The sequence below is a fragment of the Campylobacter sp. MIT 12-5580 genome, assembly GCF_005406235.1.
GTDB lineage: Bacteria > Campylobacterota > Campylobacteria > Campylobacterales > Campylobacteraceae > Campylobacter_D.
This window is the reverse complement of the sequence record NZ_NXLK01000004.1, coordinates 1-25,403: the sequence shown is the minus strand read 5'-3', so window position 1 is coordinate 25,403 and position 25,403 is coordinate 1. Positions and strand designations below refer to the sequence as shown.

Genomic DNA, 25,403 nt, shown 5'->3' with positions numbered 1-25,403 from the left:
CAACTTTTTATTTTTTTAGCCTAATTTTAACCTAATATAAATCAATTTTTTATTAAAATTTTCTCAAATTTCATTTAAATTAAGGCTTATTTTTGCATTTATATCTTCATATCCCATTTTGTGAAAGCAAATGTCATTATTGTGCCTTTACTTCTTTAGCCACAAATAAACTTGAAAAGCCTTATATGTCTGCCTTACTTGAAGACATAAAAGCTCAAATACAAAATTTTAACACACAAAAACAAAGCATACAAACACTTTTCATCGGCGGAGGCACGCCAAGCGTGATTAAAGCTTGTTTTTATGAGCCTATTTTTGAGTTTTTGCAACCCTTTTTAGCCCCAAATGCTGAGCTTACAAGCGAAGCTAATCCAAACTCAGCAGATAAAAACTGGCTTAAGACAATGAAAAGTTTTGGTTTAAATAGAATTTCTTTTGGCGTGCAAAGTTTTAATGAAAAAAAACTTCATTTTCTAGGACGCATACATCGCTTTAAAGAAGTGCTTGACGCTCTTGAAAATGCAAATTGTGTCGGCTTTAAAAATATAAATATCGATATGATTTATGATACAAAAATGGATACAAAAAAAATGCTTGATTTTGAGCTTGCAAATTTAAATTCTTTAAAAAAGCTTTTTACTCATATCAGTGCGTATCATCTTACCATAGAAAAAAACACCGCTTTTAGCAAGAAATTGCATTATAAAAAAAATGCTTCAAATTTGATGAAATACTTTATCAAAAATATAGAAAATTTAGGCTTAAGGCAGTATGAGATAAGCAACTTTGGTAAAAAATGCCAGCACAATCTAGCCTATTGGCAAGGTAAAAACTATATAGGCTGTGGTTTAAGCAGTGTCGGTTTTAAAGATGATAGACGCTTTTATACCAAAGCCAATTTACAAAGCTATATCAAAGAGCCTTGTTTTAGGAAAATAGAGCCTTTAAGTAAGGAAGATTTGCACTTAGAGCATTTGTTTTTAGGACTAAGAAGCTGTGTGGGTATAGATGAAAAAAAACTAAGTCAAAATGAGCTTGAAAAAGCTTTGTTTTTAAGCGAGAAAAAAAAGCTTATCTACAAAAATCATCGTTTTTTTAATACAAATTTCTTACTTAGTGATGAAATTGTCTTATTTTTGCAAAACTAAAAGGAAATTTTAGGCAAATTTGTGTAAAATTAAGCCTCAAGTTTTAAATTTCAAAGGAAAAAAAGATGAGTATGGGCGAGATCATCGTCATCGTTATCGTAGCGATCTTAGTCTTAGGACCTGATAAATTGCCAAGCACTATAGCGCAGATTGCTAAAATCATCAAAGCCCTTAAAAAGCAAGTTAATGAAGCTAAAGAAAGCATAGAAAAAGAACTAAGAATTAGCGAGCTTAAAGAAGAAAGCCAAAAATACAAAGATGAATTTTCAGAGTATAATCAAAACATAAGAAAAAAGCTTAGTTTTGAAGAATTTGACGAGCTAAAAAAAGAAATTCTAGCTGATACAAACGAGATTAAAAAAAATCTTAGCACTATAGAAGATGATTTAAAAGAGGCTAAAAAGCATATCAATGAGAACAATTTAAGTCCAAATGATACAAAAGAAACAAACCAAGAAGCTCAAGAGCAAAAAGAGGTAAAACATGTTTGAAGAACTTCGCCCTCATTTGATCGAGCTAAGAAAAAGGCTTTTTATCAGCGTTGTCGTGCTTCTTGGTTTTTTTATCGTGTGTTTGTTTTTTAATGAATACCTCATCAGCATTTTAACTAAACCTGTGCGTGATGCTTTGCCTGAGCTTTCAAACAAGATGACTTTCACAGAGCTTACCGAACCTATCTTTACTTCGATGAAAGTGAGTTTTTTTGCGGGTTTTATCTTTTCTTTGCCGGTGATTTTTTGGCAGCTTTGGAAATTTATAGCTCCGGGGCTTTATGATAATGAAAAACGCATGGTTATCCCTTTTGTCGTTTCTGCGACTATTATGTTTTTGCTTGGGGCTGGATTTTGTTATTTTATCGCTGTGCCTATGGCTTTTGCTTTTCTCATTCATTTTGGAGCTGTAACGCAGAATTTAGCTCCCTTAATCAGTCTTGGACCTTATGTTGGCTTTTTTACAAAGCTCATGATAGCCTTTGGTTTGGCTTTTGAAATGCCTGTGCTAACCTTTTTTCTTGCAAAGCTTAATCTCATCGATGATGCTTTTTTAAAAAAACATTTTAGAGTAGCAGTGCTTGTAATCTTTATCTTTTCAGCCCTTATGACTCCACCTGATATACTTTCTCAGTTTTTAATGGCAGGACCTTTGTGCTTGCTGTATTTGCTTTCTATCTTTATCGCTAAGAAAATCAACCCAGCCCAAAAAGAAACATTTGATGAGAAATGATGAGGATTTGCGTGTCGCAAGTTATGATTATGATTTGCCTCAAGAACTCATAGCTACAAAGCCCATTTTACCTAAAGAAAATGCCAAGCTTTTAGTTTATGAGCGAGCAAAACAAAAGTTAAGCCATACTTTTTTTGGAAATTTAGAGCAGTTTTTGCCTCCTTGTGCCATCATTTTTAACGATACTAAGGTGATAAAAGCTCGAATTTATGGCAGAAAACAAAGCGGAGCAAAAATCGAACTTTTATATCATAAAGCCTTAGCTAATGGGCTTTTTTTAGTGCAGATTAAAGGCAGAGTAAAGCCAAGAGATGTTTTAGAATTTGATTTAAATTTAAAAGCTAAAATTGTTACATTAAGTGATGATGGCTTTAGGCAGGTGCGTTTTTTTGAGTCTCAAAAAGAGCTTAGCGAAAATGAGCTTTTTTTAAAGCTTGAAAAAATAGGACATGTGCCTTTGCCTCCTTATATCAAAAGAGCTGATGAAAAAAGCGATGAGATAAATTATCAAAGCGAATTTGCAAGGTATGAAGGAAGCATTGCAGCCCCAACTGCAAGCCTTCATTTTTCAAAAAATCAACTCAAAGAACTTGCCTTAAAGCATGAAATTTACACGCTTACTTTGCATGTGGGTGCTGGGACTTTTAAAAGCGTTGAGGCTGAGTTTTTAAACGAGCATAAAATGCACGCTGAACGCTTTTTTATCGATGAAAAGCTAATAAAGCTTTTACAAAGTGATAAGCCTATACTTGGAGTTGGCACCACTACAACAAGGGTGATTGAAAATTTCGCAAGAACACAGCAAAAAAGCGGAGAATGCACGCTTTTTTTACATCCTCGCAATCCACCCTTAAGACAAAACTATCTTTTAACAAATTTTCATCTGCCAAAATCCACGCTTATCATGCTTGTAGCAAGCTTTATAGGTAGAAAAATGACGCTTAAACTTTATGAAGAAGCCATTAAGAAACATTACCGCTTTTATTCTTATGGAGATGCGATGTTGATTGTGTAGGAGGCTTTACCCTAAAGGGTTTTAGGGTAAAATTATAAAATGATGAAAAATTCATCTCACATAAAATACTTCATATACTCTTCGCAAGGCTCCTCATACGCCCCCCCCCCCAATTTTTACTCAGTTCGCATGCTTTTTTATAATACTCTTCAGCTTTTTTTGGATTCTTTTTCCAGCCATTTTTTTCCGTGATACATGCCTTGAGCAACTAGCAAACAAGAGAGATAGGGGATGCTTTCATCATTATTTTCATCAATATATTGTTTAAACGCCAAATCACAAGCTTCTAATTCATAAGCCCTGTATTTTAACATATTTTTTTTAACACCATCGCCTGTGCGAAATCTTTCGGCTAACCAACCACAAGAATGCCAATCGCCCTTATTACATGCTACGGATAGAAGATAAAGCTCTTTTTTACCATAATCCTTCTTGCTAGCGAAAGAAGCATATCCACCACCAGGAAGAAATGGACTTGCCACACTAAAGCAGGCTTCTCTAGTATCTTTATCACCGCGAGGACCAGCCAAGCAATGATTAGTGTCATCACATGCCCGGGAATAATGTCCCTCACTATTATAACATGCTGGTGACACTGCATCCTCGCTAACTGCATCATACATATTTTCAATAGCATCATCTACAGCCCAACTCACCCCACACAATAACAACAAAACACAAATACACTTTTTCATCTCATATACTCCCTATCAAGATAAATCGTAAGCCCTGAAAAATCACTGAGGCTAGCACTTTGCTTTGACTCACTGGTATAAACATTTCCTAAGTCATATCCAAAATGATTTGTCAAATGCTCCTTGCAATTATCCACAAAATACCGACGCCCAAGCAGCCTATCCTCATCCGTGCTATCATGCAAATCATAAAATTCATAACAAGGACTCTGTCTAAGTGGAGGTTGCCACAGCTTCATAAAATAAGACTCACCAAAGCTTACACAATTTGGCATAGCGTGTTGGTTTTGAGCATAAAGCTTGCTCCACTTGCATTCAAACTCGTCCCTAAAAGCTAGTATTTTATGATACAAATCGCCTTCAAAATTTTCTATATAAAGACCTGCAAAAATTTCTCGCCCACTCTCTTTTAAGAGCTTAAGTTTAATTTCATAGAGCCTATTTATCTCATTATGCAAATTTTCAAAATAAGTAAGTTTCTTTAAGCTCATAACAACAGCCACTAGACTATCAGTCTTTATAAAAACGCCAGATATAGCGTCTTTATCATATATGAGCGTAGTTTTTCTTACATGGTTTGCTAAATTTAACCCCATATCAAACACAACATAACCTTCCAAATCCATAGCTAAATCTCTTAGGACCGGATTGGGACTATTTTCATCCATCTTGTCTCCTTTATTTGAAAGTTGCTTTGTTTTATCAAAATAAAGTCAAATTATAGCCCCCCCCCCCCTTAAGAAATGCTTAAAAATTAAAGAAAATTTAATCTTGAGTTATGTTAAGAAAAATGATGGGAAAATAAGGTTTTGGTTGGATTTTGTGGCTCAAATTCTAAGATAAAACTTAAGGTTTTTTAAAGCCAAAACACAATTTTTAAGCTTTATTTTAAAGATATATTATGTTTTTGTTGTGTTTAAATTTAAACTTCTTGCATTAAAATTTAACTTTAATTTTCATTAAAATAACCCATAGCAAGCATTTTTCTATAAATCGCAGCTGTAAGTTCGCCTGAACTTATACTTCTGCCGCCGTGTTCAAGTAAGACGCTTACGACATATTGGGGTTTTTTATAAGGCGCAAAGCTTGTAAGCCAAGTGTGTGAGCGAGAATAATACTTTAAGTCCTTTTCCCTAATGTTTCGCTTTTCAGCTTGAGAAAAGCCCACCACTTGCGCTGTGCCTGTTTTTCCAGCTACACTTAAAGGTAAATCCTTAAAAAAGCGATACGCCGTGCCACCTTCTTGTTTAGTAACAGCAAGCATAGCTTCTCTTAAAGCAGGCAATTGACTTTTTTCAAAGACATTAAAAAGCTCGTCCTCTTCTTTATCTTGTATTTGGTATTCTTTTCTTGTATTTTCGTCAAGCTCGCCTTCGATCTCTTTGAGAAAATGCGGATTAACATTCTTTCCAACAGCGATTTGAGCGGTATATTTAGCCACTTGTATAGGCGTAACTAAGAAATTTCCCTGCCCTATACTTGTATTTAAGGTTTCTCCTTGATACCAAGGCTGTTTATAACGTTGCATTTTCCATTCTTTACTTGGCACTGTGCCAACAAACTCATTTGGCAAATCCACTCCTGTTTTACTCCCAAAGCCTATTTTACCAAGAGTTGAGCTGATTTGATCTATACCTACTTTTAAGCCACCCTCATAAAAATACACATCACAACTTTGAGCAATGGCGTGCTTAAGGTTCATATCTCCATGCCCTGATCGGTTCCAGCAGCGAAAATTTCTGCCTCCTAACTCTATCAAACCAGCACAATAAAACTCTGTAGCGGTATTAATACTTCTTGAGTTTAAAAAAGCAAGAGCCGTGCCCATTTTGATGATAGAACCGGGCGGATAAAGCCCATTTACCATTTTGTTTGTAAATGGATGATCTGGGCTATTTGAAAGCTCTTTCCAATCCTGCACTGAAATTCCGGTAACAAAAGGATTTAAATCATATTCTGGGAAGCTTCCAGCAGCTAAAATGGCGCCTGTATTTGCCTCCATGATGATCGCAACGCCAGCATTATCAGCAAAAAGCTCGCTTAAAAAGCTTTGCAATTGAATATCTATAGTTAAGCTTATGTCATTTGAACTTGTTTTTTGAAAAGAAATTTCTTCTATTTCTTTGTTGTGTGCATCAACTTTTACTTCACGCACACCTTTTTGTCCTTGCAAAATTTCATTATAATACCGCTCTATGCCACTTTTTCCAGTGTAATTTGTCAGTTTTGCGATCTCATTTTCATTCATATCTTGCAAATTCGCCTTGCCTATATAGCCGATGATATGGCTTGCTAGCTTGCCATAAGGATACCTTCTTTTAACAATGGGCGTAATTTGTAAATTTTCTCTTAAGTTTAGCTGAGAAAAATGCGGTATCATCTCACCATAAGGGATAAAATCCACAATATCAATAAAATCTTGATTATAATAAGAATCCTCTTTGATATAATTTCGCTTTAAAAGCGTAACATTTAGATCAGGAAAGGTTTGCGAAAGCACAAAAAGCTCTTCATCTAAAAGCCCTTGATTTTGCTTTTTTATATTTAAATACGGCTTTATAGCGATACTAAAACCAAGATCATTATCTGCTAAAAGCTTGCCTTTGCTATCTTTAATCAAGCCTCTTGTAGGAGGTAAAAATCTTGTTTTTATCGCATTTTGCTTTGCCATTTCTTCATAATATATATTTGATTTTATACTCAAATAATAAATTCTACTTAAAAGCAAAACAAAAAATAAAAAGATAAAAGCGACAACCAAACGCATTCTCATCGGATTTTATCCTTAAAGAAAAGATAGCAAAGTAAAGCTTCTACACCCATGCTGATAAAATAATCACGACCAAAAATTTTAATATTTGCATTGTCAATATAAGAAAGAATACTATCAAAAACACAAAACAAAAGATAAGTGCAAAACACAAAAAATATCGGAACAAATTTGCCGATTTTAAAATTCGTCCTAATCCAATCCGCACAAAAATAATAAAACACAAAAAAACAAATCCACGACACAAAAAGGTAAAAATCATGCGTTATATCAATAAATAAAAGATATACCAAAGAAAAATACCAGCGAAAATCAAGATCGTATAAAGTCTCATCTTTTTCTTGAAGCAAACTATACATATAACAAAAGAAAAAACCGATCAATATAGGCAAATGCGTAAAGATAGAGCTTAATACTTGATAAAAAACCAACACCAAAGCAAGAAAAATATAGGAAAAATCGATATTGTAATGTAAAGTTTTGTTTGTGCCGTATTTTCGTCTTGCCATTTTATAGCCCCAAACTTTGCCTAAAAAGTTCATTTTCAAGCTCTTCTAAGCCTTGTTTTGTTGTGCTTGATACAAGAAAGGCGTCTTTAAAGTTTTGCTTGAGTTTTGCTTTTTGGCTTTGATTAAGCTTGTCAGCCTTAGTAAAAACCCTTAAAATTCTTTGATCAGCTTGCAAAAAGCTTTGCAAATACTGCTGCAAACCTTCATCAAGCTCTAAATTTGTATGCCTTGCATCAACTAAATGCACAAAAAGTTTGATTTGCCTTTGCTTGCGTAAAAACTCATCTAAACTCTTGTGCCATTGTTCTTTTGTGTCTTTACTCACCTTAGCATAACCAAAACCGGGTAAATCCACAAAGATAAAAGTATGCTTTTCTTCATTGAATTTAAATATAACCTCAAAAAGATTGATAAGTTGTGTTTTTCCGGGCGTGCTTGAGCTTTTTGCCAAACTTTTTTGATGGCATAAAGCATTGATTAAAGAGCTTTTTCCTACATTAGAGCGTCCAAGAAAAGCAATCTGCGTGCAAGCTAAGGGTGCATTTTCATCGTATCTGGCTAAAGAGCTTATAAATTTGGCACCAATAATCACTTTTCCTCCAAATCAAACACAAAACGAGCAGGCTGATTTTGCTTGCTTGTAACGCTGTAAAGATTTTCTTTTCTATTGACAACAATCTTATCGCCAAAAAGCTTTTTTCCACTTTCAAGCTCTTCTATATAAGCATTTCCGTTAATCTCATAAGTATCTTGTGCGACGATATATACAAACTCATCTCCACTGCCTTTATAATTTTTACCATTAAGAACGATATCAAAACGAGCTTTTCCAGAGGCTATATATCTTGTAGGTTTGCGGTTTTCATTGGTGAGTATAGTCAGTTTTGCTGAGTGCAAAATATCTTTTTCGTGTTTTACGATAACATTGCCACTAAGCACATTTTGACCTTTTTTTTCATCTGCATAAAAATGACTCGCACTCACTTCAATCTGTCCAGCATACAAAACAAGAGCAAGGCTGAAAAAAAGCATCAATTTGACTCTAACCACGCCTTTACTCCTTTGATATTTAACTCTTTGTTTTGCACATCATAAATCAAACTTTGCCCAGTAAGCATACTTACGCCCCTATATGCCTTAAACTCAGTTTGCGTGCTTAAAAGCTTTTGTGCTCTATCATAAAGCAAACTTTGGGCTTCTATGCGCGTTTGATTAACATCTTTGTATAATACATTGCCCTCAAGCTTCGTATTTTTTTGACTCAAGCTGAGCGTATTTGCACTTAAATTATAATCATAGCCAAAAACTCTAAATTCAGTAAAAACATCATCTTCTCCATACCTGCTCCAACTTGAAGCTTGAAAATGAGTAAAAACTTCGCTCGAGTTTAATTCATATACTTCAATATGCTTAGACTCAACATTTTTAAAATCAATCCCATAAGGCTTAAAATCAATAAAATAAAAATCCTGAGTGCTTAAAAAAACAAGAACTAAAGCAAAAATTCCCATCAAAGCAGCAAAGATTTTTATCGCCAAAGCTCATTCCACTCTCTTTGCATTTTATTGTGCTTGATGATATATTCTATCATCTCAGCTACTGCGCCATCTCCACCTTTGTGAGTAAGATTTTTATCTACTTTTAAAGCTTTGTGGGCATTTTTAGGCTTAAAACTTAATTTTACAGCTTCTAAAAGGGTAATATCATTATAATAATCCCCAATAGCTGCACTTTGCTTGAAATTTAACTTCAAGCTTTTTAGCACTGATTTAGCGCAAGTAAGTTTATCTTTTACGCCTTGATACACAAGATCAATTTTCAAGTCCTTTGCTCTTGCAGCGACGCATTCGCTTTTTCTCCCTGTAATGATAGCTATTTTCTTACCAAGTTTAAGCCACGCTTCAATAGCTGCACCATCATGCACATGAAATTCTTTTATTTCTTTATTGTCCGAAGTATAGATGATCTTGCCATCTGTTAAGCACCCATCAATATCTAAAAAAATAAGCTCTATCATCACAAAAACCTTTTTATTCCCTTACGACAAAAGCACCGATAAAGGCTCCACTTTTTGCAAAATCTCTTGCTTCAGCCTCACTTCTAAAGCCTGTTAAAAACACTCTATTAAGTCCATCTTTTGCGCTCGTTCTTACTATAGTGGTATAGCCTTGATAATTTTTGTATTTTTGTGCCGTGCTTTGAGCGCCCTCTTCAAAACGAAAAGCCCCGATTTGCACCATAAAGCCTCCACCTTCATACACCTTGCCATTATCTACGATTTCACCATTTGTGCCTAAATTTACATTTTGTTGCACAAGTTGATGTGAGCTATCTACAGAACCAAAACCTATAACTTCAAGGCGAACTGGAGCTGTGCCACTTTGAAGCATATCGATTTGACTTGCTGCACCCTTTGAAAGATCGATGATTCTGTTATCCACAAAAGGTCCTCTATCATTAACGCGAACGGTGGTTTTGCGTCCGTTGTTTAAATTTGTTACACTTAAGATAGTATTCATCGGTAAGGTTTTATGAGCTGCTGTGAAGCCATTTTGATCATAAGTTTCGCCGTTTGAAGTTTTTTTACCATGAAAACCCGGTCCATACCAGCTTGCGATACCATCGGCTGTTTCACCCACTTCAACGACGGTTGGATAATACGTCTTGCCGTTAATCGTATAAGGTTTCATCGTACCTTTTGCACCAGAATTTGCGGCGTCTTTGTTACTTTTAAAATCCTTGCTTGGATAATACACGCTTGGCGTTTTTGAGCTTGTCAAACCACAAGCACTGATGAATAAAGCAAGAAAACTAACGACTAACGAGTTTTGTAGTTGTTTTATTTTGAGTTTTTGCATAATTATACTCCTGTTTTGGTATTGGAATCACAAGCTTTTGCTTGATACTGAGATGATTTTTTTTGATTTTATTATACGCTCTTATGGAAGCGACTGAAATTTTGTATTTTTTGGCTATGCTATAAAGCGAATCACCGGACTTTACGATATAAATTTGTGTTTTTGGTATAGTTGTATCAACCTTTGCAAGCTTTGTTGTATCAAGCTTTTGGCTAAAACTTTCACTCTTGCTTAAAGGTAGATATACAAAAACTTCTCCATTTGGAGGGGTAAAATCATAACGAAAATGCGGATTATAACGTCTAAATTCAGCAAAATCCAAATCAGCAAGTTTTGCCAAATCCTTTAAAGAAACACTTTGAGGCACTCTTACTTTACTAAATTCATGAGAAAGCGAATAATTAGCAAAGGCTGAATTCTGCTCAAAAACAAAATCTTCATTATTTGCTAAAAATGCCAAAGTGAGAATTTTGCGTATAAAAACCCTTGTTTCAAGTGGAATGTATTTTTTATCTGCATCAAGCAAGATACTTAAATCATCGCTACCTGCTTCTTTTATAGCTTGGCGAAGTTTGCCATTACCACAATTATATGCTAAGATAGCCAAATACCACTTGCCAAACTCAGCTTTTAAGCTTTTAAGGTAATTTGCTGCTGCGAGTGTAGATTTAAACACATCTTTTCGCTCATCGATATAAGGATCAACGCGCAAGTCAAGGCTTTTTGCCGTATTTTCCATAAACTGCCACACTCCAATAGCCTTAGTGCGTGAAGTGCTATGTGTTTTAAGCCCAGATTCAACGATGGCAAGATACAAAAATTCTTTTGGTAAATCTTGCTCGTTAATGATTTGGCGAAGCACTGGGATAAACTCATAATTATTTTCAGCTGAAATCACAAGAGTTTTTGAGTGAAGTTTTTTAAGCTCGCTTTTTGCTTCAACAAATACAGGATCACCGATAAAACTACTTTCTATATCAAGCGTTCTTAGAATTTCAACTTGGTTTTTATAATACTCTGGTGCAAAAGCATTGGCAAAAAGCAAGCCTTGAGCCAAGAATGATAAAATTATTGTTTTTATGATAATTTTCACGAGGCTTTATTCTCCTTAAAAAATAGCTCCTTGGCATTATGCGTGCAAAGTGCGATAAGCTCATCTCTTGGCATAGCTAAAAGTTCTGCCATTTTACTTGCGACAAAATGCGTTAAAATAGGCTCATTTCTTTTACCTCTAAAAGGCTCTGGGCTAAGATAAGGAGCGTCAGTTTCAAGCAAAAGCTTTTCTTTTGGGATTTTTGGCAATATAGAAACTAAGTTTTTTGCATTTTTAAAGGTTAAAACACCACCTATGCCAAAATAAAAATTATACTCATACAAAGAAAGTAAAAGCTCGCTTGCATTAAAGCAGTGTAAAACTCCACCTACAAGCTTTGGGGCGTATTTTTTAAGTGTTTGATAAGTATCTTCATTTGCTTCTCTTGAATGGATAATCACTGGTTTTTGAAACTCGCAAGCAAGCTCAAGCTGAGCCTCAAATACAAGTCTTTGAGAAGTTTTCATTGCTTCATCTTTGGAGTGATAATAATCAAAACCACACTCGCCCACAGCCACACATTTTTTATGCGTGATAAGCTCTCTTAAAAGTTTTTCATCAAATTTATCGCATTCATAAGGATGTGTTCCTACAGCAAAATAAAGCTCTTTATAACGCTCACAAAGTTTTACTGATTTGCTTAAATCCTGCGGATTTGCCGCTGGAATGATGACTTTGTCAATAGCATTTTTAAAACTATGCTCTAAAAGCTCATCAAGATCATCAGCAAAAACTTCACTATCTAAATGACAATGCGTATCAATGATCTTTGCACTTGTGCTAAAATCAAGCTCTAAAAACATACCTCTACCCTATCTTTTCCACTATCTTTTGCGCTTTGTAAAGCCTTGTTTGCCTTAGAACTCAATTCATTTAAATTTGCCCCAGCTTTACCAAAAGTTATACCTATGCTCGCAGTGAAAAAAAGCTCGTCTAAAGATACTAAAATGCCTTTATTTTTGATATTTACTCGTATAGATGAAAAGACTTTAATCGCTTTTTCACTACTGATATTTTTAAGCACTATGCAAATTTTTTCTGTGCTAAAATGCCCCACTATATCCTTACCCATAGTTTCATTTAACACTTCTTTTACCACGCTTTTAAGCACTGCATCTCCTATATCAAAGCCGTATTCTTCATTGATGAAATTTAAATTATCTATATCTAGGTATGCAAAAGCAAATTCTTCATCGCTTCCTTGAATTTCTTTTAAATAATCCTCAAGCTCACTTTTTAAGGCTGCTGAATTTTTTGCTCCTGTTAAAGGCTCGATATCTGTAAAAGTGCTAATAAGTTCAAAGTCATTCATGTATTTTAAAAGCTTATCAAGCCTAGCGTTAAAAAGCTCTTTACTAAAAGGTTTGGTGATAAACTCATTTGCATTGTTACGAAGCAAGCTTGCTTCAAGAGCATCGTTTTTTTCGCCAACTATAATCACACCAAGTTCTGTTTTAGAGTATTTTTCCCTGATCTCAATAAGCAAATCCAAGCCATTAATAACTGGCATTTGGGCATCTGCGATGATAAGTTTGGTATCTGCATTATCATTAAGATAGTTTAAAGCTTCTTCGCCATGAGCTGCGACAAGAACATTAAAAAGCCTGAGGCTTAATATCTTTTTAAGCTCATTTCGCTCAGCAGCCTTGCTTAAAGCAAGGATGACTTTGCTTTTTCGGTTTTTACTTAACAAGTCAATCGAGCTAATGATTTGTTCTATACAAGTTTCGCTTTCTTTATAAATATAAGCAAGTATATCTTTATCCATAAATTTTTCTCTAGTTTGTGTATCATTACTTGCTGTTAAAATGATAGTTGGCAAACCAATCTCAAGTGTATAATCAACGATTTCTCCATTACCCGCATCAGGCAAACACAGATCAGCAAAACACAAAAAATATTTATTTCCTTGCTCAAAAAGTGCTATAGCCTCAGCAAAAGAAAAAGCCGTATCCACTTCAAAATGCAAAGCACTTGAAATTTTTTTAGCCAAAAGTTTTGTAAGCATTTTATTATCATCAATGATAAGAATTTTTTCCATGAAATATCGCTTTATATTTGGGTTTAAATAAAGCTTTGATTTTAGCATTTCTTTGTTATAATTTTGCTTAAATTTAGGCGAAAAGCTAAAGAATTTCAAGTTTTTATCATCAAAAAATGTGTCTAAAACACAAAAATTTATAGTTTTGCTTTTGCTTAATGTATTTTATATCTTAAATTTTAATTAATATATAAAAAACTCATTTTACATTTTCAAGTAAGGTTTTAGCAAATTCTAAGGCTTGAGTTGTGATTTTTTCACCACTTACCATTCTTGCTAGCTCATTTACCCTTTCATCTTTTTCAAGCCTTCTTACTATGCTTTGTGTGCCTTGTTTTTCGACTAAAAAATGATTACGTGCATAAGAAGAAAGTTGAGGCAGATGAGAAATGGCAAAGATTTGATAATACTTTGAAAGCTCATCAAGCACCTTAGCTATACTCATAGCTTCTTTTCCGCTTAAATTCGCATCAATTTCATCTAAAAAGATAATGCCCTTGCCAGCATTTAAAATCCTGCATTGTGTGGCGATAAATGCAAGCCTTAGGCGGTTAAGTTCGCCTGAGCTGAGATTTTTAAGTCCGGTTTTATCAATCTCAAGATTTACCAAATCAAAGCCAAGTTCATTAAGCTCTATTGTTTCAAGCTTTAAGTGGATATTTTTCATATATAAATTCTGCAAATATTCGTTTAAAAAATTTTCAAGTATGCTTAAATTTTGTTTTCTTTTTGTGCTGATAGTTTGAGCCAAGCTTAAAACTTGTTCTTCAAGTTCTTTAAGCTGAATTTCAAGCTCTTTTTTTTCAAAGCTTAAGTTCTCATAACGAGCAAGCTCTTTCTTTTTTTGCTCCAACACAAGCAAAGCATTTTCTATGCTTTCATAACGTTTTATCAACCCTGATAAGCTCTCTATGCGATCAAGCACAGCCTCTATATCAAATTCAAGCTCATCAAAACTTTGTTTTTCAGCAATGACTCTAAGTTCATTTAAACAATCAGAAAAAAAGCTAGAATCAACTTCACTTAAACTCAAAGCCTCCAAAACGCTTTTTTCAAGAGTAAAAATTTCATTTGCTTTGTTCCAAGCTTGTTCGATCTTATCCTTTTTTGAAAGCCTTTTTTTAAGGCTCATTAGCTCTTCAAACTCGTTTGGCTTTGGATTGATCTGCTCGATTTTTTGAATTTGAAGCTGGGCAAGTTCTTTGAGTTCTTCTACTTTTTGTTCTTCTTTTAACAAGGTTTCAAGTTCGTTTTTTACCTGTAAAAATCGCTTAAAAACTTCGCCAAATTCAAACTTTGAATTTGCAAAATTTGCATCTTTTTGCTCCTCAAGAGTATCAAGCAAAAATAAAAAATTTTCATTTGAAAACTCATTATTTTCCTTTGCACTGAGGTATTTTACAAAGCTTTTACAAAGTTGATTTAAGGACTTTTTAGCGATACTTTGGTTGTTGATGAAGTATTTTGTCGTTTTATCTTTAAGCATTTTAAATGAATTTTCTTCTTCAGCAAAAATACCAAAATCACTTAAATCAAGCCTATCGTTAAGCTCAAGCTCTACAAATTTCGCCTCAGAATCACTCAAAGCAAAGGCTGAAAGTATGCCCTTAAAAAGCACAGATTTTCCAGCTCCACTTAAGCCCGTAAAGACGGTTAAGCCCGGCTTTAATTCAAGCTCGGCAAGCTTAAATCCCACATTTTCACGCATAAAAACTTTAGTAATCATCTTTTTTTAGCCCTTATATTTATCAAATTTATATGAATTTATTTTAAGTTATAATCACTTAGCATATAGTTTTGATTCTCCTTCAATGCCTAGCGTAAATTTTAGCATTTATTTTAAAATTATGATACGAAAAAGTTAAATTTTTAGGGTATAAAAAATTATTTTTATTTATAAAAACTTCCTAATAAATTCAAATGATTAAGTAAATAAACGAGCACAAAACTAAGATTAAAAGCAAGATAAGTAAGAGCTAATCTATATCTTTTAAATATAAAACAAAGTATAAAAACGCTTAAAAAATACAATAAAAGAACAATGCGATAATCAACTTTAAAAAGATAAATAGGACTAACAAAAGCTAAAATCAAACCCAGTATAAAAAGAATAAATGCCTTAAAATTTATAAGCGGATAAAGCCCATTGTGTAGCCAGAAGCAAAGGATAATAAAATGAGAAAAAGCAACATGCACTTCACCTTGCGATGATATGAGTGTATAAAAAAGTAAAAATCCCCATATAATAAAGCTTATAACTAGGTTTATGACTTGCTTTTTGGTTGTTTTATCTGAATTCTTTTGCGGCATTGTTTGTCTTAGTGTGTGAAATTTTGACTTTATAAATTTTATGATAACAAATAAATAAAATCTTTTGTTTTATTCTCCCCAACGAAGTTTTTCTTTTAAAACTTGAAAATAATTTCTATTTTTTCTGTGTATCAAGCGAACGCTTTTATCACTTAAGCCAAGCTGCACGTTTTTATAGTCTTTGAGTAAGAAATTCTCTTGTCCATCTATGCAAAGCACACAATCACTCGCCTGCACTTCAAGCTTAAAGCACCTTGGCAAAACGATAGGGCGTTGGGTAAGTGAGTGAGAGCAGATGGGAGTGAGTAAAAAAACTTCAGCCAAAGCATAGACTATAGGACCATTTGCGCTTAGATTATACGCTGTTGAGCCAGCTGGAGTAGCGATGATAAGTCCATCTCCGTTGTATTCATTAAACACCTTGCCTTTTTCTAAAACTTTAATATGCGTCATTGAAAAGGAATTACTTTGACGAAAAACAGCGTCATTAAAGGCGATTTTATTAAGCTTTGTGCCGTCTTTTTTTTCAAGATTTATCTCGAGTAAAAAAGGTTTTTCAAGCATAAATTCGCCCCGAAAAAAATCCTCAAAAAAATTCTCAGCCTCGCTTACTTTAAAATCCGTTAAAAAGCCAAGATTGCCAGCATTGATCCCTAAAACTGCCTTATCATATCTCCAAAGCCTGCGACACAAAGATATAAGTGTGCCATCACCACCCAAAGAGATGATAAGATCGCATTCTTTGCAAAGTGTATCAAAATCAAGTCTTTTTAAATCAAGCGAGCAAGAACTTTCATCACTTAAAAAAAGCTCTATAGTTCTTGCCTTTAAAAGTCTTGCAAGAAAAGAAATTTCATCATCAAGCTGTGTGTTATGCCTTGAGACAAGCCCTATTTTTCGTATGTTTTTATAATCTAGTTCATTTTGCATAAAAAATTATAACAAAACTTAGCAAAATAAAAGGCTAAATTTATTATAATCTTGCAAATATTTTCATCAAAAAGGAAAAATTTGCGAACTCATTATAATACAGATTTAGATATAAATAATGTAGGACAAGAAGTAAGATTGTGTGGCTGGGCAAATTCTTACCGCGATCATGGTGGAGTAATTTTCATCGATTTGCGTGATAGAAGCGGACTTATCCAACTGGTTTGCGATCCAAATGATAGCCAAAAAGCCCATGAAATAGCCTCAAAAATAAGAAATGAATTTGTCCTTATCGCCAAAGGAAAAATCCGCCCAAGAGGCGAAGGCTTAGCAAATCCTAAGCTCAAAACCGGAGAAATAGAAGTTGTAGTTGATGAGCTTATCATTGAAAATGAAAGCTTAACAACGCCTTTTGCTATAGGCGATGAAAGCGTGAATGAAGAATTAAGACTAAAATACCGCTTTTTAGACTTAAGAAATCCTAAGCTTTTTGAAAATTTCGCCCTTCGCTCAAAAGCTTGTATAGCGGCTAGAAATTCCTTAGCCAATATGGGATTTTTAGAGGTTGAAACGCCTATTTTAACAAAGGCTACTCCAGAAGGAGCAAGGGACTATCTTGTGCCTTCTCGAGTGCATCAGGGCGAATTCTATGCCCTACCTCAAAGCCCACAGCTTTTTAAACAGCTTTTAATGTGTGCTGGTTTTGATCGCTATTTTCAAATCGCTAAGTGTTTTAGAGATGAGGACTTAAGAGCTGACAGACAGCCTGAATTTACTCAAATTGATGTGGAGTTAAGTTTTGGTGGAGAAGATGAAGTTATAAAGGTGGCTGAAACCTTCTTAAAAGATATATTTAAAGCTTGCGGTAAAGATATACAAACCCCTTTTATGCGAATGCCTTATAAACAAGCTATGGAAGAATATGGCTCTGATAAGCCGGATTTAAGATTTGACTTAAAACTTGTTGATGTTATTGACATTTTTGCTCGCTCAAATAATGAAATTTTTGCAAAGATTGCCTCGGATACTAAGAAAAACCGCATAAAAGCTCTAAGAGTGCCAAAGGGCGATACCATCTTTTCAAAAAGACAAATGCAAGGCTTTGAAGAATTTGTGCGTAAATTTGGAGCAGCTGGACTTGCTTTTATACAGGTTAAAGAAGACGGACTTAAGGGTCCTTTGTGTAAGTTTTTTGAGCAAAAAGACTTAGATGAGCTTGTTAAAAGGTGTGAACTTGAAGTGGGCGATGTGGTGTTTTTTGGGGCTGGAGTGAAAAAAGTCGTGCTTGATTATATGGGGCGATTTAGGGTGTTTTTAGCTCAAAATTTAAATATCATCGATGAAAACAAACTTGAGTTTTTGTGGGTGGTTGATTTTCCTATGTTTGAGCAAAATGATGATGGCTCTTACTCGGCTATGCACCACCCATTTACTATGCCAAAAAATATAGATGAAGGGGATTTAGAAGAAATTCAATCAATCGCTTATGATGTCGTTTTAAACGGCGTTGAATTAGGCGGAGGGAGTGTAAGAATTCATAAAAATGAAATTCAACAAAAAGTCTTTAAGCTTTTAAATATCAACGAAGAAGAACAAAAGGAGAAATTTGGCTTCTTACTTGATGCGCTAAGCTTTGGAGCACCGCCTCACGCAGGTATAGCTATAGGACTTGATAGACTTATCATGCTTGTAAATAAAGCAAATAGCATTAGAGAAGTCATCGCCTTTCCAAAGACACAACGCGCACAATGTCTGATGACTGATGCACCCTCAAAGCCAAATGCTGAGGCGATGAGAGAACTTGGACTTAAATTAAGGGAGAATATGAAATGAAAGAATTATTTTTAATCATAGGAGCACCAGGAAGTGGCAAAACCACTGATGCGAGCATTATCGCTCAAGATGATGAGCAAATCACACATTATTCAACAGGAGATTTACTACGTGAAGAAGTGGCTAAGCAAACAGAACTTGGCAAACTTATCGATAGCTTCATCTCAAAAGGAAATTTGGTGCCTTTAGAAGTAGTGGTAAATACTATACTTTCAGCACTTAAAGCTGCGCCAACGCCTATTATTCTAATCGATGGCTATCCAAGAAGTGTAGAGCAAATGCAAGCCTTTGAAACAGAGCTTGAAAAACACAAAGAAGTTAAGCTAAAAGGCGTGATCGAAATCGCAGTGAGCGAAGCTGTAGCCAAAGAAAGAGTGCTAGGGCGAGCGCGTGGGGCTGATGATGATGAGAGTGTGTTTAATAACAGAATGAAAGTATATACCGAACCTTTAAAAGAAATTCAAGACTTTTATAAGGCAAAAAACCTTCATTTTGTCATCAATGGCGAACGCAGTATAGAAGAAATCGTCGCTGATATCAAAAAACTCATACAAGAAAAGAAAGGAAATTAAAATGGACATCTCAAAAATACAAATAGGAAAAATTCCAGACAAAATCAACGCAGTGATAGAAATCCCTTATGGCTCAAGCATAAAATACGAGCTTGATAAAGATAGTGGAGCGGTTTTTGTAGATCGCGTTATGGCTAGTGCTGTGTATTATCCAGCAAATTATGGCTTTATCGCTAATACCTTAGCAGATGATGGCGATCCTGTGGATATACTTGTGCTAAATGATTATCCTATACAAGCTGGGGCTGTGATACCTTGCCGCTTGATAGGAGTTTTGATCATGGAAGATGAAAGCGGAATGGACGAAAAGCTTTTAGCTGTGCCAGCTGATAAAATAGACGCTAGATATAAAGAGATAAAAAGCCTTGATGATATGCCAAAAGCAAGCCTAGCACAAATTAAAAACTTCTTTGAAACTTATAAAATGCTAGAGCCTGAAAAATGGGTAAAAGTGCAAGATTTCAAAGGTGTAGATGAAGCGGTTAAAATCCTAGAAAAAGCGATTAAAAACTACAAATAAAGCTTGAGCCTTTTTAAAAGGCTCAGCGTTTTATAAGTTTGTATTTTTTGATAAAGTCTATATAACCACCTCCATACAAAGCGGACATTAGTGCATATCTTTTAGCTTTTTGATAGTCTTTTTTCTCTATGAAAATTTCAGCAGCGTCTTCACATGCCGATACTCGCCCCCAGTCGGCAGTACGGCAAGTTAACTCATAATATCGCAAAGCCTTATCTTTGCTTCCTTTTATGCCCGCTTCTAGTTTTTCTTCGTATAAATCAACAGCGTTATCACATGCTTTCGACAATATTTTTTGTTCAGCTGCTAAGTTACAAGATTTTTCATAGTATTTTAGAGCTTTATCATCATTTTCAAGCTCATACTCATAGCTCCAAGCTATTTTATCGCAAGCCTTAATATTGTCATATTTTTCACAACCCTCAAGATAGTTTTTTTGTTGCGAATTTAGCTTATCATCTTTAGCGATTTGCTCAATATCTACTTGCGAAGTGCACCCAAACAATAATAATCCCAATGCTAGTATTATAATTTTTCTCATTGCACACCTTCTTGTATTTTTAAATTTTGCACATCTTTATCAAAATTTTTAAACAAATTGAAATCTTTATATATCCTAGCTCCAAAGGCATTAAGATTATAAGTCTTGCAATATGATTCATCTAAAGCGCAAGCCATTTCTTTATACACTTTATTTTTGTGATAATCAGCTTGCTTAAACCAACTCCACTTTCCACTTGTAAACTCAACCATATTCTCACAACTTCTCCCATCATCAATAGGCAATTCTCTTCCTAGCCATTTAATATACCCTTCATACGACGCTAAATAAGAAGGTCTGCCATTACCTTTAGCGATTATATCTTTCATTGCTTCATATCTTTTAAAGCAGCCACCCTTAGAACTATCATAAGCTTTTTTAGCCAATTCGGTATTTTTGTTTTTATCAGCTGCTAGCACGCAAACATAGTTGTCTCTAAAAGGAAATTCATCACATATTCTTTCATAAATTAAAAATTTTTTGCGCTCATCATTTATGACTTTTGCGATATCGTAGCAACTAAATGACGTACCTTCGTTCAATACCATTTCATCATCAAGACAAATTTCTATAGCTAGCTTTTCACTACTTGGATCAGTTTGAAAAATTTCTCTCCACCAATTTTCATCTAAACCAAAACAACTTACCCACATAAGACATATAATCATTAATGTTTTTTTCATTTTTTCTCTCCTTACTCCATATGCTGATTATGATATTCGCACATGCTTTCTAAACATTTATCAAGACTATCATAGATACTTGTAAGCTTGCTATGGACTTTAGTTATAGTCTCAACCATAGTTTTTAACTCATAGCTTTGTTCTTTGCTAAAAAAGAGCTTGCCGTTATTGTTTGCTGGATATCTAAATTTCTGCCCACTTTTGTCTATATCATGCATAGCTTTGATCATCTTTTTTATTTCTCTTAAATAGTTTAAATCATCTTCTTTTAAATCCTGCACATATGGCAAGGCTTTTTCCATAAGCTCAAAAAGTTGGTAAAGATTATGGTCTTGGAGATTACTTAGTTCTTTATATAAAGAATCAGGAATGCACCCCTTTGAACTAGATACAATGCCTTCTTCTTTAAATTCTTTTATCTTTTGAAGTATGTTTTTTAAATAAAGCTCTAAATGATGTCTATATAAAAACAAAAAAGGATAAGCAAGCCTATCTCTTGAGGCTTGATATTTTTCGTTTAGCATTCTTTCGCCTAAAATTTTTGCCGCTTCGTAAAAACCTGCTGTATAAGCAAAGTGTGTATCCATAATCTCATTAGCAAGGTTGATGACATTGGGATGATGGTTTGTTTTTGCTTTTTTAAACATTGTGCTTTTCTCCTTTTTGTTTAAAATTTTAATTCCTGAAATTATAAGCCCCCCCCCCCTGAAGAAATGCTTAAATTTAAAAAAAATTAAGTCAATTTTTGGTTAAAATACAAACAAATTTCAAAAAAGGCAAAGCAATGAAAAGTATCATACTTGGTGGGGGTTGTTTTTGGTGTGTGGAGGCAAGCTTTGATCGTGTTGAAGGCGTGCTTAAAACTGAAGTTGGCTATAGTGGTGGCAAGGCAAATCCTACTTATGAAAGCGTTTCAAGGGGCGATGGCAACATAGAAGTCGCAAAAATCAGCTATGATGAAAACCAAATCAGTCTTGAAAAGCTTTTAAAGCTTTTCTTTGTCATTCACGATCCAACAAGCAAAGACAAACAAGGTGCTGATGTGGGCGTGCAGTATAGATCAGCGATTTTTTATGAAGATGAGGCGGATAAAAAGGCGATTCAAGCCTTTATCACAAAACAAGCCTCAAACTACGCAAAACCCATAGTTACGCAAGTAAGCAAACTTCAAAGCTATACAAGGGCTGAAGAATATCATCAAAAGTATTTTGAGAAAAACCCAAATCAAGCGTATTGTCAAGTCATCATCGCCCCTAAAATCAAAAAACTTGAAGCTCATCTTGGCAAATAAAGTCTTTTATTTCAAAAGCTTTATTTGGCTCTTTTTAAAACTATCTTAAATTTCTCTAAACAGAGGTAAAATTTCTTTTATTTTCACACTTTTTATCGCCGATAAATAAAATTTTATGCTATACTTTCCAAGCAAAAATCTTAAATTTAAGGAACTTGATCATGAAAAAGCTTTTCTTTTTTTGTTTGGTTTTAGTGTTTGCAAACTTAACTTTTGCAGATGATTTTTTAGCAAGGATAAGTAAGGGAAATTTAAGTGATTATTCAGTTGGGGTAAAAAAACTTAGCCTTGAGGAGATGAAAGAGGTTAAGGGTGGGTATCAAGTTGCAACAGGAAAAATTTCATACAATGAAATGTTAGCAATAGCTATTCCCACAGTCGAAGAATTAAATGCTGGCGCTATTTGTAGCATAGGTATTTCATCTTGCTATATACCGGGTTCTCTTGAGGCATACGGAAAAAAAGTACCCTATAGTATAAATAAAGATAAATACAAAGAAATAATGACTGCAACTGGTTATGATCCCAATAAATTTGTTGCTTTTAGCGTCAAAAAGAATATAAGCTATTCTAGCAATGGTAGGCAGTTTGTGTATTTTACTTCAGGTGCAACTCTTGTTGGTGTAACAAATAGTGGAAATGTGTATATAATCAAGTCTAATATAGGCTCCAATAGAGTAGTTAGGGAGATGCAGAGTATTTATGAAAGCAACTTCAAAAGACAACTGGCTTTTTAAAATTGAGTTTTAATGGGTGGAAAATAAAATGCTTGGTTCAGTTTCTACACAATTTTCTTTTTTAACTTCTCATAAAGAAATTGTAAGTAAAGAAAAAACTTCTTTGATTACAAATATTTCAACTTTAGTCCAAGATAAAAGCAAAGCAGTCTCTCAAGTCTTAGGTTATGGTGTGGATAAAGAAGGCTTTTTTACTAGTGATTTTAATGAAGCAGCTGGCTTGCCAAAAGATTATAAAATCCACAGCCAAACTATGCAAAATTTAGTGCGTTCAAAAACGAGTAATTTTTCACTTTTACCACGATCTTATACAGATATTGACATTGCCAAAAGTGTGCAAAATGCGTATAAAGTAGTCTCTCAGCTCCTTGAAAAAAGTCCTGATATCGCTCATCAACAAAGTTTCAGTCAAGAAGATTTAGCAAAATACTTTCCACAACATTATATCATTAACACCAAAAATGAAGTTACGCAAGTTTTTAGCTGGGAAGATGCCACAAAGCTAAGAAACACAAGTGGCTTTAAGCTCAAAAATGATGAGCTTATCGCTCAAAGCTTTAACAATATCACAGACGAGCTTAAGCCCTTTAATCCAGATATTTTGCATTCAAATTTAGCAGGCGGCAAAGATGATGGGATATTTTTTGGCACTACAGCTCAAAATTACACGAACAAAGATGGCACCATCACCAAAGCAGGACTTTTAATAGGCTTTTTAAGCAACAATTCTCACCTTAATCTTAATAAAAATGAGCCCTTGCTTGTAGGCACAAAAAGCATAATGGGCAAAGCAAATGAGAATTCACAAGAAGCAAGAGAGCTTTCAAAATTTATAAGCACAAACTGGGTTTTTGCTGAGGGTATAGACTTAAAAAAGTCCATAGAACTCTTAGGTTCTGATTTAAGCATAGATGAATTTAAAAAAGAATTCTTAAATCTTAAGGCAGAAGTTGAAGCTAAATGGCAAAAAATGGAAGAGCCTAACCATAAACTCAACAAAACAAATCCTTTAAAAGAACTCATTGAAATGTATCTGCAAACAGATCAAACCTCTTTTAAAACTGCACTTGAGAAATTATGGTTTGAAAAGAAATTTCAGCTTGACATAAAAGCTTAAGATTTTTTGAAATAAATATATTTTACAAATTTCACTTTACTAAATTCATGAAAACTTCAGTAAAATTTCATTCTGCCGATTTACTTTAATAATAAATTTCAAAAGGCAAGCTCAAATGCAAATAAACTCTATAAATTCATATTCAAACTACGCAAATACTTTTAATTCTCAAACAAAAACTCAAAATTTAAATGAAAATTCCACTCAAACCAATGCTTTAAATTCAAGCATTTCAAATTTAGTCCAAGATAAAAACAAGGCAGTTTCTCAAGTCTTAGGTTATGGCGTAGATAAAGAAGGCTTTTTTACTAGTGATTTTAATGAAGCAGCTAATATTCCAAAAGATTATAAAATTTATGCAAAAGGAGCTGAAAATTTTGTAAATTCTATAACAAGTTTAGAAAAAAACCCTACTGGTAGAGCTTTTACAAGTATAGACTTAGCTAAAAGTTTAGGTAGGGCTTATCAAGTTTTTTCACAACTTATAAGCAATGTTGAGGGAAATTTTACAAAAGAAGACATTAATAAAATCCCCCAATGGTTTGAGTGGGATACTCAAAGCTTGCAAGTCAGTAAAATTTATACAAAAGATGAGTATTTAAATATCACACCAAGCAAAGAAAGTGCATATAGTTCTTCAAAACATGCTTTGAGCTTTGCAAGCTGGGATAAACTCGGTTTGGATTTTGTAGATAAAAACGAGGATATTTTTGCTTCTCATTATGGCGATATAGGCAAAAGTATTTATACTCATACTGATAAAAGCATATCTAAAGGCGGTGTCTTAATGGCATTTTTTACAAGAAATACTGACTTTTTGCGTGGAAAAACGACTGTATTTGGTAAGATGACAGGCGTAGATGATGATTTTGGTGTAAGTCAGAGAAAAGAATTAGATGAATTTATGCAAAATAATCCCATTACCTACACACTCAATGAAAATGTAGCAGCTGAATTTTTAAAACGTTTTGCACTTAGAAGCACCTATACAGATGTAGAAGACTTCAAAAACCAATGGCTAAAACTCAAAGCTGAGTCTGACAAAGCTTATACTACAATGCAAAATGAAAAGCTAAATTCACAAACTTTAAATAATACAAATAACTTTTTAGTCCAAAACAATGATAACCCACAAAGTGATGAAGCAAACAAAACAACTTTTACTCCAATACAAGCAGAAAGTAAAAATGAAACTTATAAAGCTATAGATACAAATGAGCTTCTTAAAAAACTTTTAGAAGAAAGTTTTGATGAAAAAGATTTTCTTAAAATGCTTTTTGGAATAAAAGATGAGAATGTAAATTTAAAAAGTCTTGATTTAAATTCAAATGATTTAGTAAGTATGCTTTCAAAGATAAGCTTAAATACTTTTAATGTTTTAAATAAGAGTTTGGATGTGAAGGTATAAATTTAAAAGTATTTGTTTAACTAAATGAGTATTCATTTAACTAAGGCTTTATATTTAAATTTTTAGTTAGTAAAAATGTTACTTTGATTTTAAAGTTTTTTAAAGCTT

General features: G+C 33.9%; 28 protein-coding genes. 11 read left to right on the top strand and 17 right to left on the bottom strand.

All coding sequences use genetic code 11. The features are described from left to right. Window positions 1-92 precede the first annotated feature (92 nt). The 4 genes from hemW to queA all read left to right on the top strand — a co-directional run bounded on the left by hemW (window position 93) and on the right by queA (window position 3,387). Window positions 93-1,148 (top strand): radical SAM family heme chaperone HemW, encoded by a 1,056-nt coding sequence (gene hemW, locus CQA38_RS05145; protein ID WP_137632931.1) that lies wholly within the window; start codon window positions 93-95, stop codon window positions 1,146-1,148. A gap of 65 nt (window positions 1,149-1,213) precedes the next feature. After that, window positions 1,214-1,639 carry a Sec-independent protein translocase protein TatB gene (gene tatB, locus CQA38_RS09450; RefSeq protein ID WP_137632930.1) on the top strand — a complete coding sequence of 142 codons (426 nt, stop codon included), beginning with the start codon at window positions 1,214-1,216 and terminating at the stop codon, window positions 1,637-1,639. Then, the gene (gene tatC, locus CQA38_RS05135) at window positions 1,632-2,372 is read left to right on the top strand and encodes a twin-arginine translocase subunit TatC (protein WP_137632929.1); all 741 of its coding nucleotides are present in this window, start codon (window positions 1,632-1,634) and stop codon (window positions 2,370-2,372) included. The genes tatB and tatC overlap by 8 nt, the downstream gene beginning before the upstream one ends. Beyond that, a complete protein-coding gene (gene queA / locus CQA38_RS05130; RefSeq protein ID WP_137632928.1) occupies window positions 2,362-3,387 on the top strand; it encodes a tRNA preQ1(34) S-adenosylmethionine ribosyltransferase-isomerase QueA in 1,026 nt (341 codons plus the stop codon). The genes tatC and queA overlap by 11 nt, the downstream gene beginning before the upstream one ends. Before the next feature lie 149 nt (window positions 3,388-3,536). On the opposite strand, the gene CQA38_RS05125 is transcribed toward queA, so the two are convergent. The 14 genes from CQA38_RS05125 to CQA38_RS05060 form a co-directional block, all read right to left on the bottom strand. After that, window positions 3,537-4,082 (bottom strand): hypothetical protein, encoded by a 546-nt coding sequence (locus CQA38_RS05125; protein ID WP_137632927.1) that lies wholly within the window; start codon window positions 4,080-4,082, stop codon window positions 3,537-3,539. Next, window positions 4,079-4,750, bottom strand: a complete 672-nt coding sequence (locus CQA38_RS05120) for a hypothetical protein (protein ID WP_137632926.1) — start codon at window positions 4,748-4,750, stop codon at window positions 4,079-4,081. The genes CQA38_RS05125 and CQA38_RS05120 overlap by 4 nt, the downstream gene beginning before the upstream one ends. Window positions 4,751-5,031: 281 nt before the next feature. Next, window positions 5,032-6,855 carry a penicillin-binding protein 2 gene (gene mrdA / locus CQA38_RS05115; RefSeq protein WP_137632925.1) on the bottom strand — a complete coding sequence of 608 codons (1,824 nt, stop codon included), beginning with the start codon at window positions 6,853-6,855 and terminating at the stop codon, window positions 5,032-5,034. Beyond that, window positions 6,852-7,361, bottom strand: coding sequence for a hypothetical protein (locus CQA38_RS05110; RefSeq protein WP_137633090.1), 510 nt, complete (start codon window positions 7,359-7,361; stop codon window positions 6,852-6,854). Before CQA38_RS05110 ends, mrdA begins: the two co-directional genes overlap by 4 nt. Before the next feature lies 1 nt (window position 7,362). Next, window positions 7,363-7,953: a ribosome biogenesis GTP-binding protein YihA/YsxC gene (gene yihA / locus CQA38_RS05105; RefSeq protein ID WP_137632924.1), complete on the bottom strand. Its 591-nt coding sequence runs from the start codon at window positions 7,951-7,953 to the stop codon at window positions 7,363-7,365. Then, window positions 7,950-8,411 carry a lipopolysaccharide transport periplasmic protein LptA gene (lptA, locus tag CQA38_RS05100; protein WP_249355199.1) on the bottom strand — a complete coding sequence of 154 codons (462 nt, stop codon included), beginning with the start codon at window positions 8,409-8,411 and terminating at the stop codon, window positions 7,950-7,952. Before lptA ends, yihA begins: the two co-directional genes overlap by 4 nt. Beyond that, window positions 8,393-8,899: an LPS export ABC transporter periplasmic protein LptC gene (locus CQA38_RS05095; RefSeq protein WP_137632923.1), complete on the bottom strand. Its 507-nt coding sequence runs from the start codon at window positions 8,897-8,899 to the stop codon at window positions 8,393-8,395. Before CQA38_RS05095 ends, lptA begins: the two co-directional genes overlap by 19 nt. Further along, entirely contained in the window at window positions 8,890-9,378 is a 489-nt protein-coding gene (locus tag CQA38_RS05090) for an HAD-IIIA family hydrolase (protein WP_137632922.1), read from the bottom strand. Before CQA38_RS05090 ends, CQA38_RS05095 begins: the two co-directional genes overlap by 10 nt. A gap of 13 nt (window positions 9,379-9,391) precedes the next feature. Beyond that, on the bottom strand, window positions 9,392-10,219 hold the full coding sequence (locus CQA38_RS05085) for a septal ring lytic transglycosylase RlpA family protein (protein ID WP_137632921.1): 828 nt from the start codon (window positions 10,217-10,219) through the stop codon (window positions 9,392-9,394). Then, a complete protein-coding gene (locus tag CQA38_RS05080) occupies window positions 10,173-11,312 on the bottom strand; it encodes a transglycosylase SLT domain-containing protein (protein WP_349290125.1) in 1,140 nt (379 codons plus the stop codon). Before CQA38_RS05080 ends, CQA38_RS05085 begins: the two co-directional genes overlap by 47 nt. Next, a complete protein-coding gene (locus CQA38_RS05075; protein WP_137632920.1) occupies window positions 11,309-12,115 on the bottom strand; it encodes a TatD family hydrolase in 807 nt (268 codons plus the stop codon). Before CQA38_RS05075 ends, CQA38_RS05080 begins: the two co-directional genes overlap by 4 nt. Then, window positions 12,106-13,353 (bottom strand): diguanylate cyclase, encoded by a 1,248-nt coding sequence (locus CQA38_RS05070; protein WP_137632919.1) that lies wholly within the window; start codon window positions 13,351-13,353, stop codon window positions 12,106-12,108. Before CQA38_RS05070 ends, CQA38_RS05075 begins: the two co-directional genes overlap by 10 nt. Window positions 13,354-13,552: 199 nt before the next feature. After that, on the bottom strand, window positions 13,553-15,079 hold the full coding sequence (locus CQA38_RS05065; RefSeq protein ID WP_137632918.1) for a DNA recombination protein RecN: 1,527 nt from the start codon (window positions 15,077-15,079) through the stop codon (window positions 13,553-13,555). 653 nt (window positions 15,080-15,732) lie between these two features. Further along, a complete protein-coding gene (locus CQA38_RS05060; RefSeq protein WP_137632917.1) occupies window positions 15,733-16,593 on the bottom strand; it encodes an NAD(+) kinase in 861 nt (286 codons plus the stop codon). 81 nt (window positions 16,594-16,674) lie between these two features. Here CQA38_RS05060 and aspS point away from each other — a divergent pair, with 81 nt between their 5' ends. Genes aspS through ppa form a run of 3 tightly spaced genes read left to right on the top strand, consistent with a single transcriptional unit; the run spans window position 16,675 to window position 19,518 of the window. Then, window positions 16,675-18,426, top strand: a complete 1,752-nt coding sequence (gene aspS / locus CQA38_RS05055; RefSeq protein ID WP_137632916.1) for an aspartate--tRNA ligase — start codon at window positions 16,675-16,677, stop codon at window positions 18,424-18,426. Next, window positions 18,423-18,998, top strand: a complete 576-nt coding sequence (locus tag CQA38_RS05050) for an adenylate kinase (RefSeq protein ID WP_137632915.1) — start codon at window positions 18,423-18,425, stop codon at window positions 18,996-18,998. Before aspS ends, CQA38_RS05050 begins: the two co-directional genes overlap by 4 nt. 1 nt (window position 18,999) lies before the next feature. Further along, window positions 19,000-19,518, top strand: a complete 519-nt coding sequence (gene ppa / locus CQA38_RS05045; RefSeq protein ID WP_137632914.1) for an inorganic diphosphatase — start codon at window positions 19,000-19,002, stop codon at window positions 19,516-19,518. A 22-nt stretch (window positions 19,519-19,540) separates the two neighbouring features. Here the strand turns inward: ppa and CQA38_RS05040 are convergent, their stop codons facing one another. From CQA38_RS05040 to CQA38_RS05030, 3 genes are read right to left on the bottom strand one after another with little or no spacing between them, the layout of a single operon-like run. Continuing rightward, entirely contained in the window at window positions 19,541-20,023 is a 483-nt protein-coding gene (locus CQA38_RS05040) for a hypothetical protein (RefSeq protein ID WP_137632913.1), read from the bottom strand. Between the two features lie 32 nt (window positions 20,024-20,055). Further along, a complete protein-coding gene (locus tag CQA38_RS05035) occupies window positions 20,056-20,742 on the bottom strand; it encodes a hypothetical protein (protein WP_137632912.1) in 687 nt (228 codons plus the stop codon). An 11-nt stretch (window positions 20,743-20,753) separates the two neighbouring features. Further along, a complete protein-coding gene (locus CQA38_RS05030) occupies window positions 20,754-21,389 on the bottom strand; it encodes a hypothetical protein (RefSeq protein WP_137632911.1) in 636 nt (211 codons plus the stop codon). A 137-nt stretch (window positions 21,390-21,526) separates the two neighbouring features. Here CQA38_RS05030 and msrA point away from each other — a divergent pair, with 137 nt between their 5' ends. The 4 genes from msrA to CQA38_RS09325 all read left to right on the top strand — a co-directional run bounded on the left by msrA (window position 21,527) and on the right by CQA38_RS09325 (window position 25,295). After that, window positions 21,527-22,033, top strand: coding sequence for a peptide-methionine (S)-S-oxide reductase MsrA (gene msrA / locus CQA38_RS05025; RefSeq protein WP_137632910.1), 507 nt, complete (start codon window positions 21,527-21,529; stop codon window positions 22,031-22,033). Between the two features lie 161 nt (window positions 22,034-22,194). After that, window positions 22,195-22,770, top strand: a complete 576-nt coding sequence (locus CQA38_RS05020; RefSeq protein ID WP_137632909.1) for a hypothetical protein — start codon at window positions 22,195-22,197, stop codon at window positions 22,768-22,770. Between the two features lie 28 nt (window positions 22,771-22,798). Next, a complete protein-coding gene (locus tag CQA38_RS09195; protein ID WP_170999473.1) occupies window positions 22,799-23,887 on the top strand; it encodes a Cj0814 family flagellar-dependent secreted protein in 1,089 nt (362 codons plus the stop codon). 115 nt (window positions 23,888-24,002) lie between these two features. Then, the gene (locus tag CQA38_RS09325; protein ID WP_212741818.1) at window positions 24,003-25,295 is read left to right on the top strand and encodes a Cj0814 family flagellar-dependent secreted protein; all 1,293 of its coding nucleotides are present in this window, start codon (window positions 24,003-24,005) and stop codon (window positions 25,293-25,295) included. Window positions 25,296-25,403: the final 108 nt, after the last annotated feature.

Bases quoted from the DNA above. Each gene is read 5' to 3' on its own strand.
- ppa (WP_137632914.1), top strand. From the start codon at position 19,000: ATGGACATCTCAAAAATACAAATAGGAAAAATTCCAGACAAAATCAAC.
- CQA38_RS05120 (WP_137632926.1), bottom strand. From the start codon at position 4,750: ATGGATGAAAATAGTCCCAATCCGGTCCTAAGAGATTTAGCTATGGAT.
- msrA (WP_137632910.1), top strand. From the start codon at position 21,527: ATGAAAAGTATCATACTTGGTGGGGGTTGTTTTTGGTGTGTGGAGGCA.
- CQA38_RS05020 (WP_137632909.1), top strand. From the start codon at position 22,195: ATGAAAAAGCTTTTCTTTTTTTGTTTGGTTTTAGTGTTTGCAAACTTA.
- CQA38_RS05110 (WP_137633090.1), bottom strand. From the start codon at position 7,361: ATGGCAAGACGAAAATACGGCACAAACAAAACTTTACATTACAATATC.
- CQA38_RS05050 (WP_137632915.1), top strand. From the start codon at position 18,423: ATGAAAGAATTATTTTTAATCATAGGAGCACCAGGAAGTGGCAAAACC.
- CQA38_RS05035 (WP_137632912.1), bottom strand. From the start codon at position 20,742: ATGAAAAAAACATTAATGATTATATGTCTTATGTGGGTAAGTTGTTTT.
- CQA38_RS05085 (WP_137632921.1), bottom strand. From the start codon at position 10,219: ATGCAAAAACTCAAAATAAAACAACTACAAAACTCGTTAGTCGTTAGT.
- CQA38_RS05060 (WP_137632917.1), bottom strand. From the start codon at position 16,593: ATGCAAAATGAACTAGATTATAAAAACATACGAAAAATAGGGCTTGTC.
- tatB (WP_137632930.1), top strand. From the start codon at position 1,214: ATGAGTATGGGCGAGATCATCGTCATCGTTATCGTAGCGATCTTAGTC.
- tatC (WP_137632929.1), top strand. From the start codon at position 1,632: ATGTTTGAAGAACTTCGCCCTCATTTGATCGAGCTAAGAAAAAGGCTT.
- CQA38_RS05090 (WP_137632922.1), bottom strand. From the start codon at position 9,378: ATGATAGAGCTTATTTTTTTAGATATTGATGGGTGCTTAACAGATGGC.
- CQA38_RS05030 (WP_137632911.1), bottom strand. From the start codon at position 21,389: ATGTTTAAAAAAGCAAAAACAAACCATCATCCCAATGTCATCAACCTT.
- CQA38_RS05065 (WP_137632918.1), bottom strand. From the start codon at position 15,079: ATGATTACTAAAGTTTTTATGCGTGAAAATGTGGGATTTAAGCTTGCC.
- queA (WP_137632928.1), top strand. From the start codon at position 2,362: ATGAGAAATGATGAGGATTTGCGTGTCGCAAGTTATGATTATGATTTG.
- CQA38_RS09325 (WP_212741818.1), top strand. From the start codon at position 24,003: ATGCAAATAAACTCTATAAATTCATATTCAAACTACGCAAATACTTTT.
- CQA38_RS05070 (WP_137632919.1), bottom strand. From the start codon at position 13,353: ATGGAAAAAATTCTTATCATTGATGATAATAAAATGCTTACAAAACTT.
- CQA38_RS05075 (WP_137632920.1), bottom strand. From the start codon at position 12,115: ATGTTTTTAGAGCTTGATTTTAGCACAAGTGCAAAGATCATTGATACG.
- CQA38_RS05125 (WP_137632927.1), bottom strand. From the start codon at position 4,082: ATGAAAAAGTGTATTTGTGTTTTGTTGTTATTGTGTGGGGTGAGTTGG.
- mrdA (WP_137632925.1), bottom strand. From the start codon at position 6,855: ATGAGAATGCGTTTGGTTGTCGCTTTTATCTTTTTATTTTTTGTTTTG.
- CQA38_RS09195 (WP_170999473.1), top strand. From the start codon at position 22,799: ATGCTTGGTTCAGTTTCTACACAATTTTCTTTTTTAACTTCTCATAAA.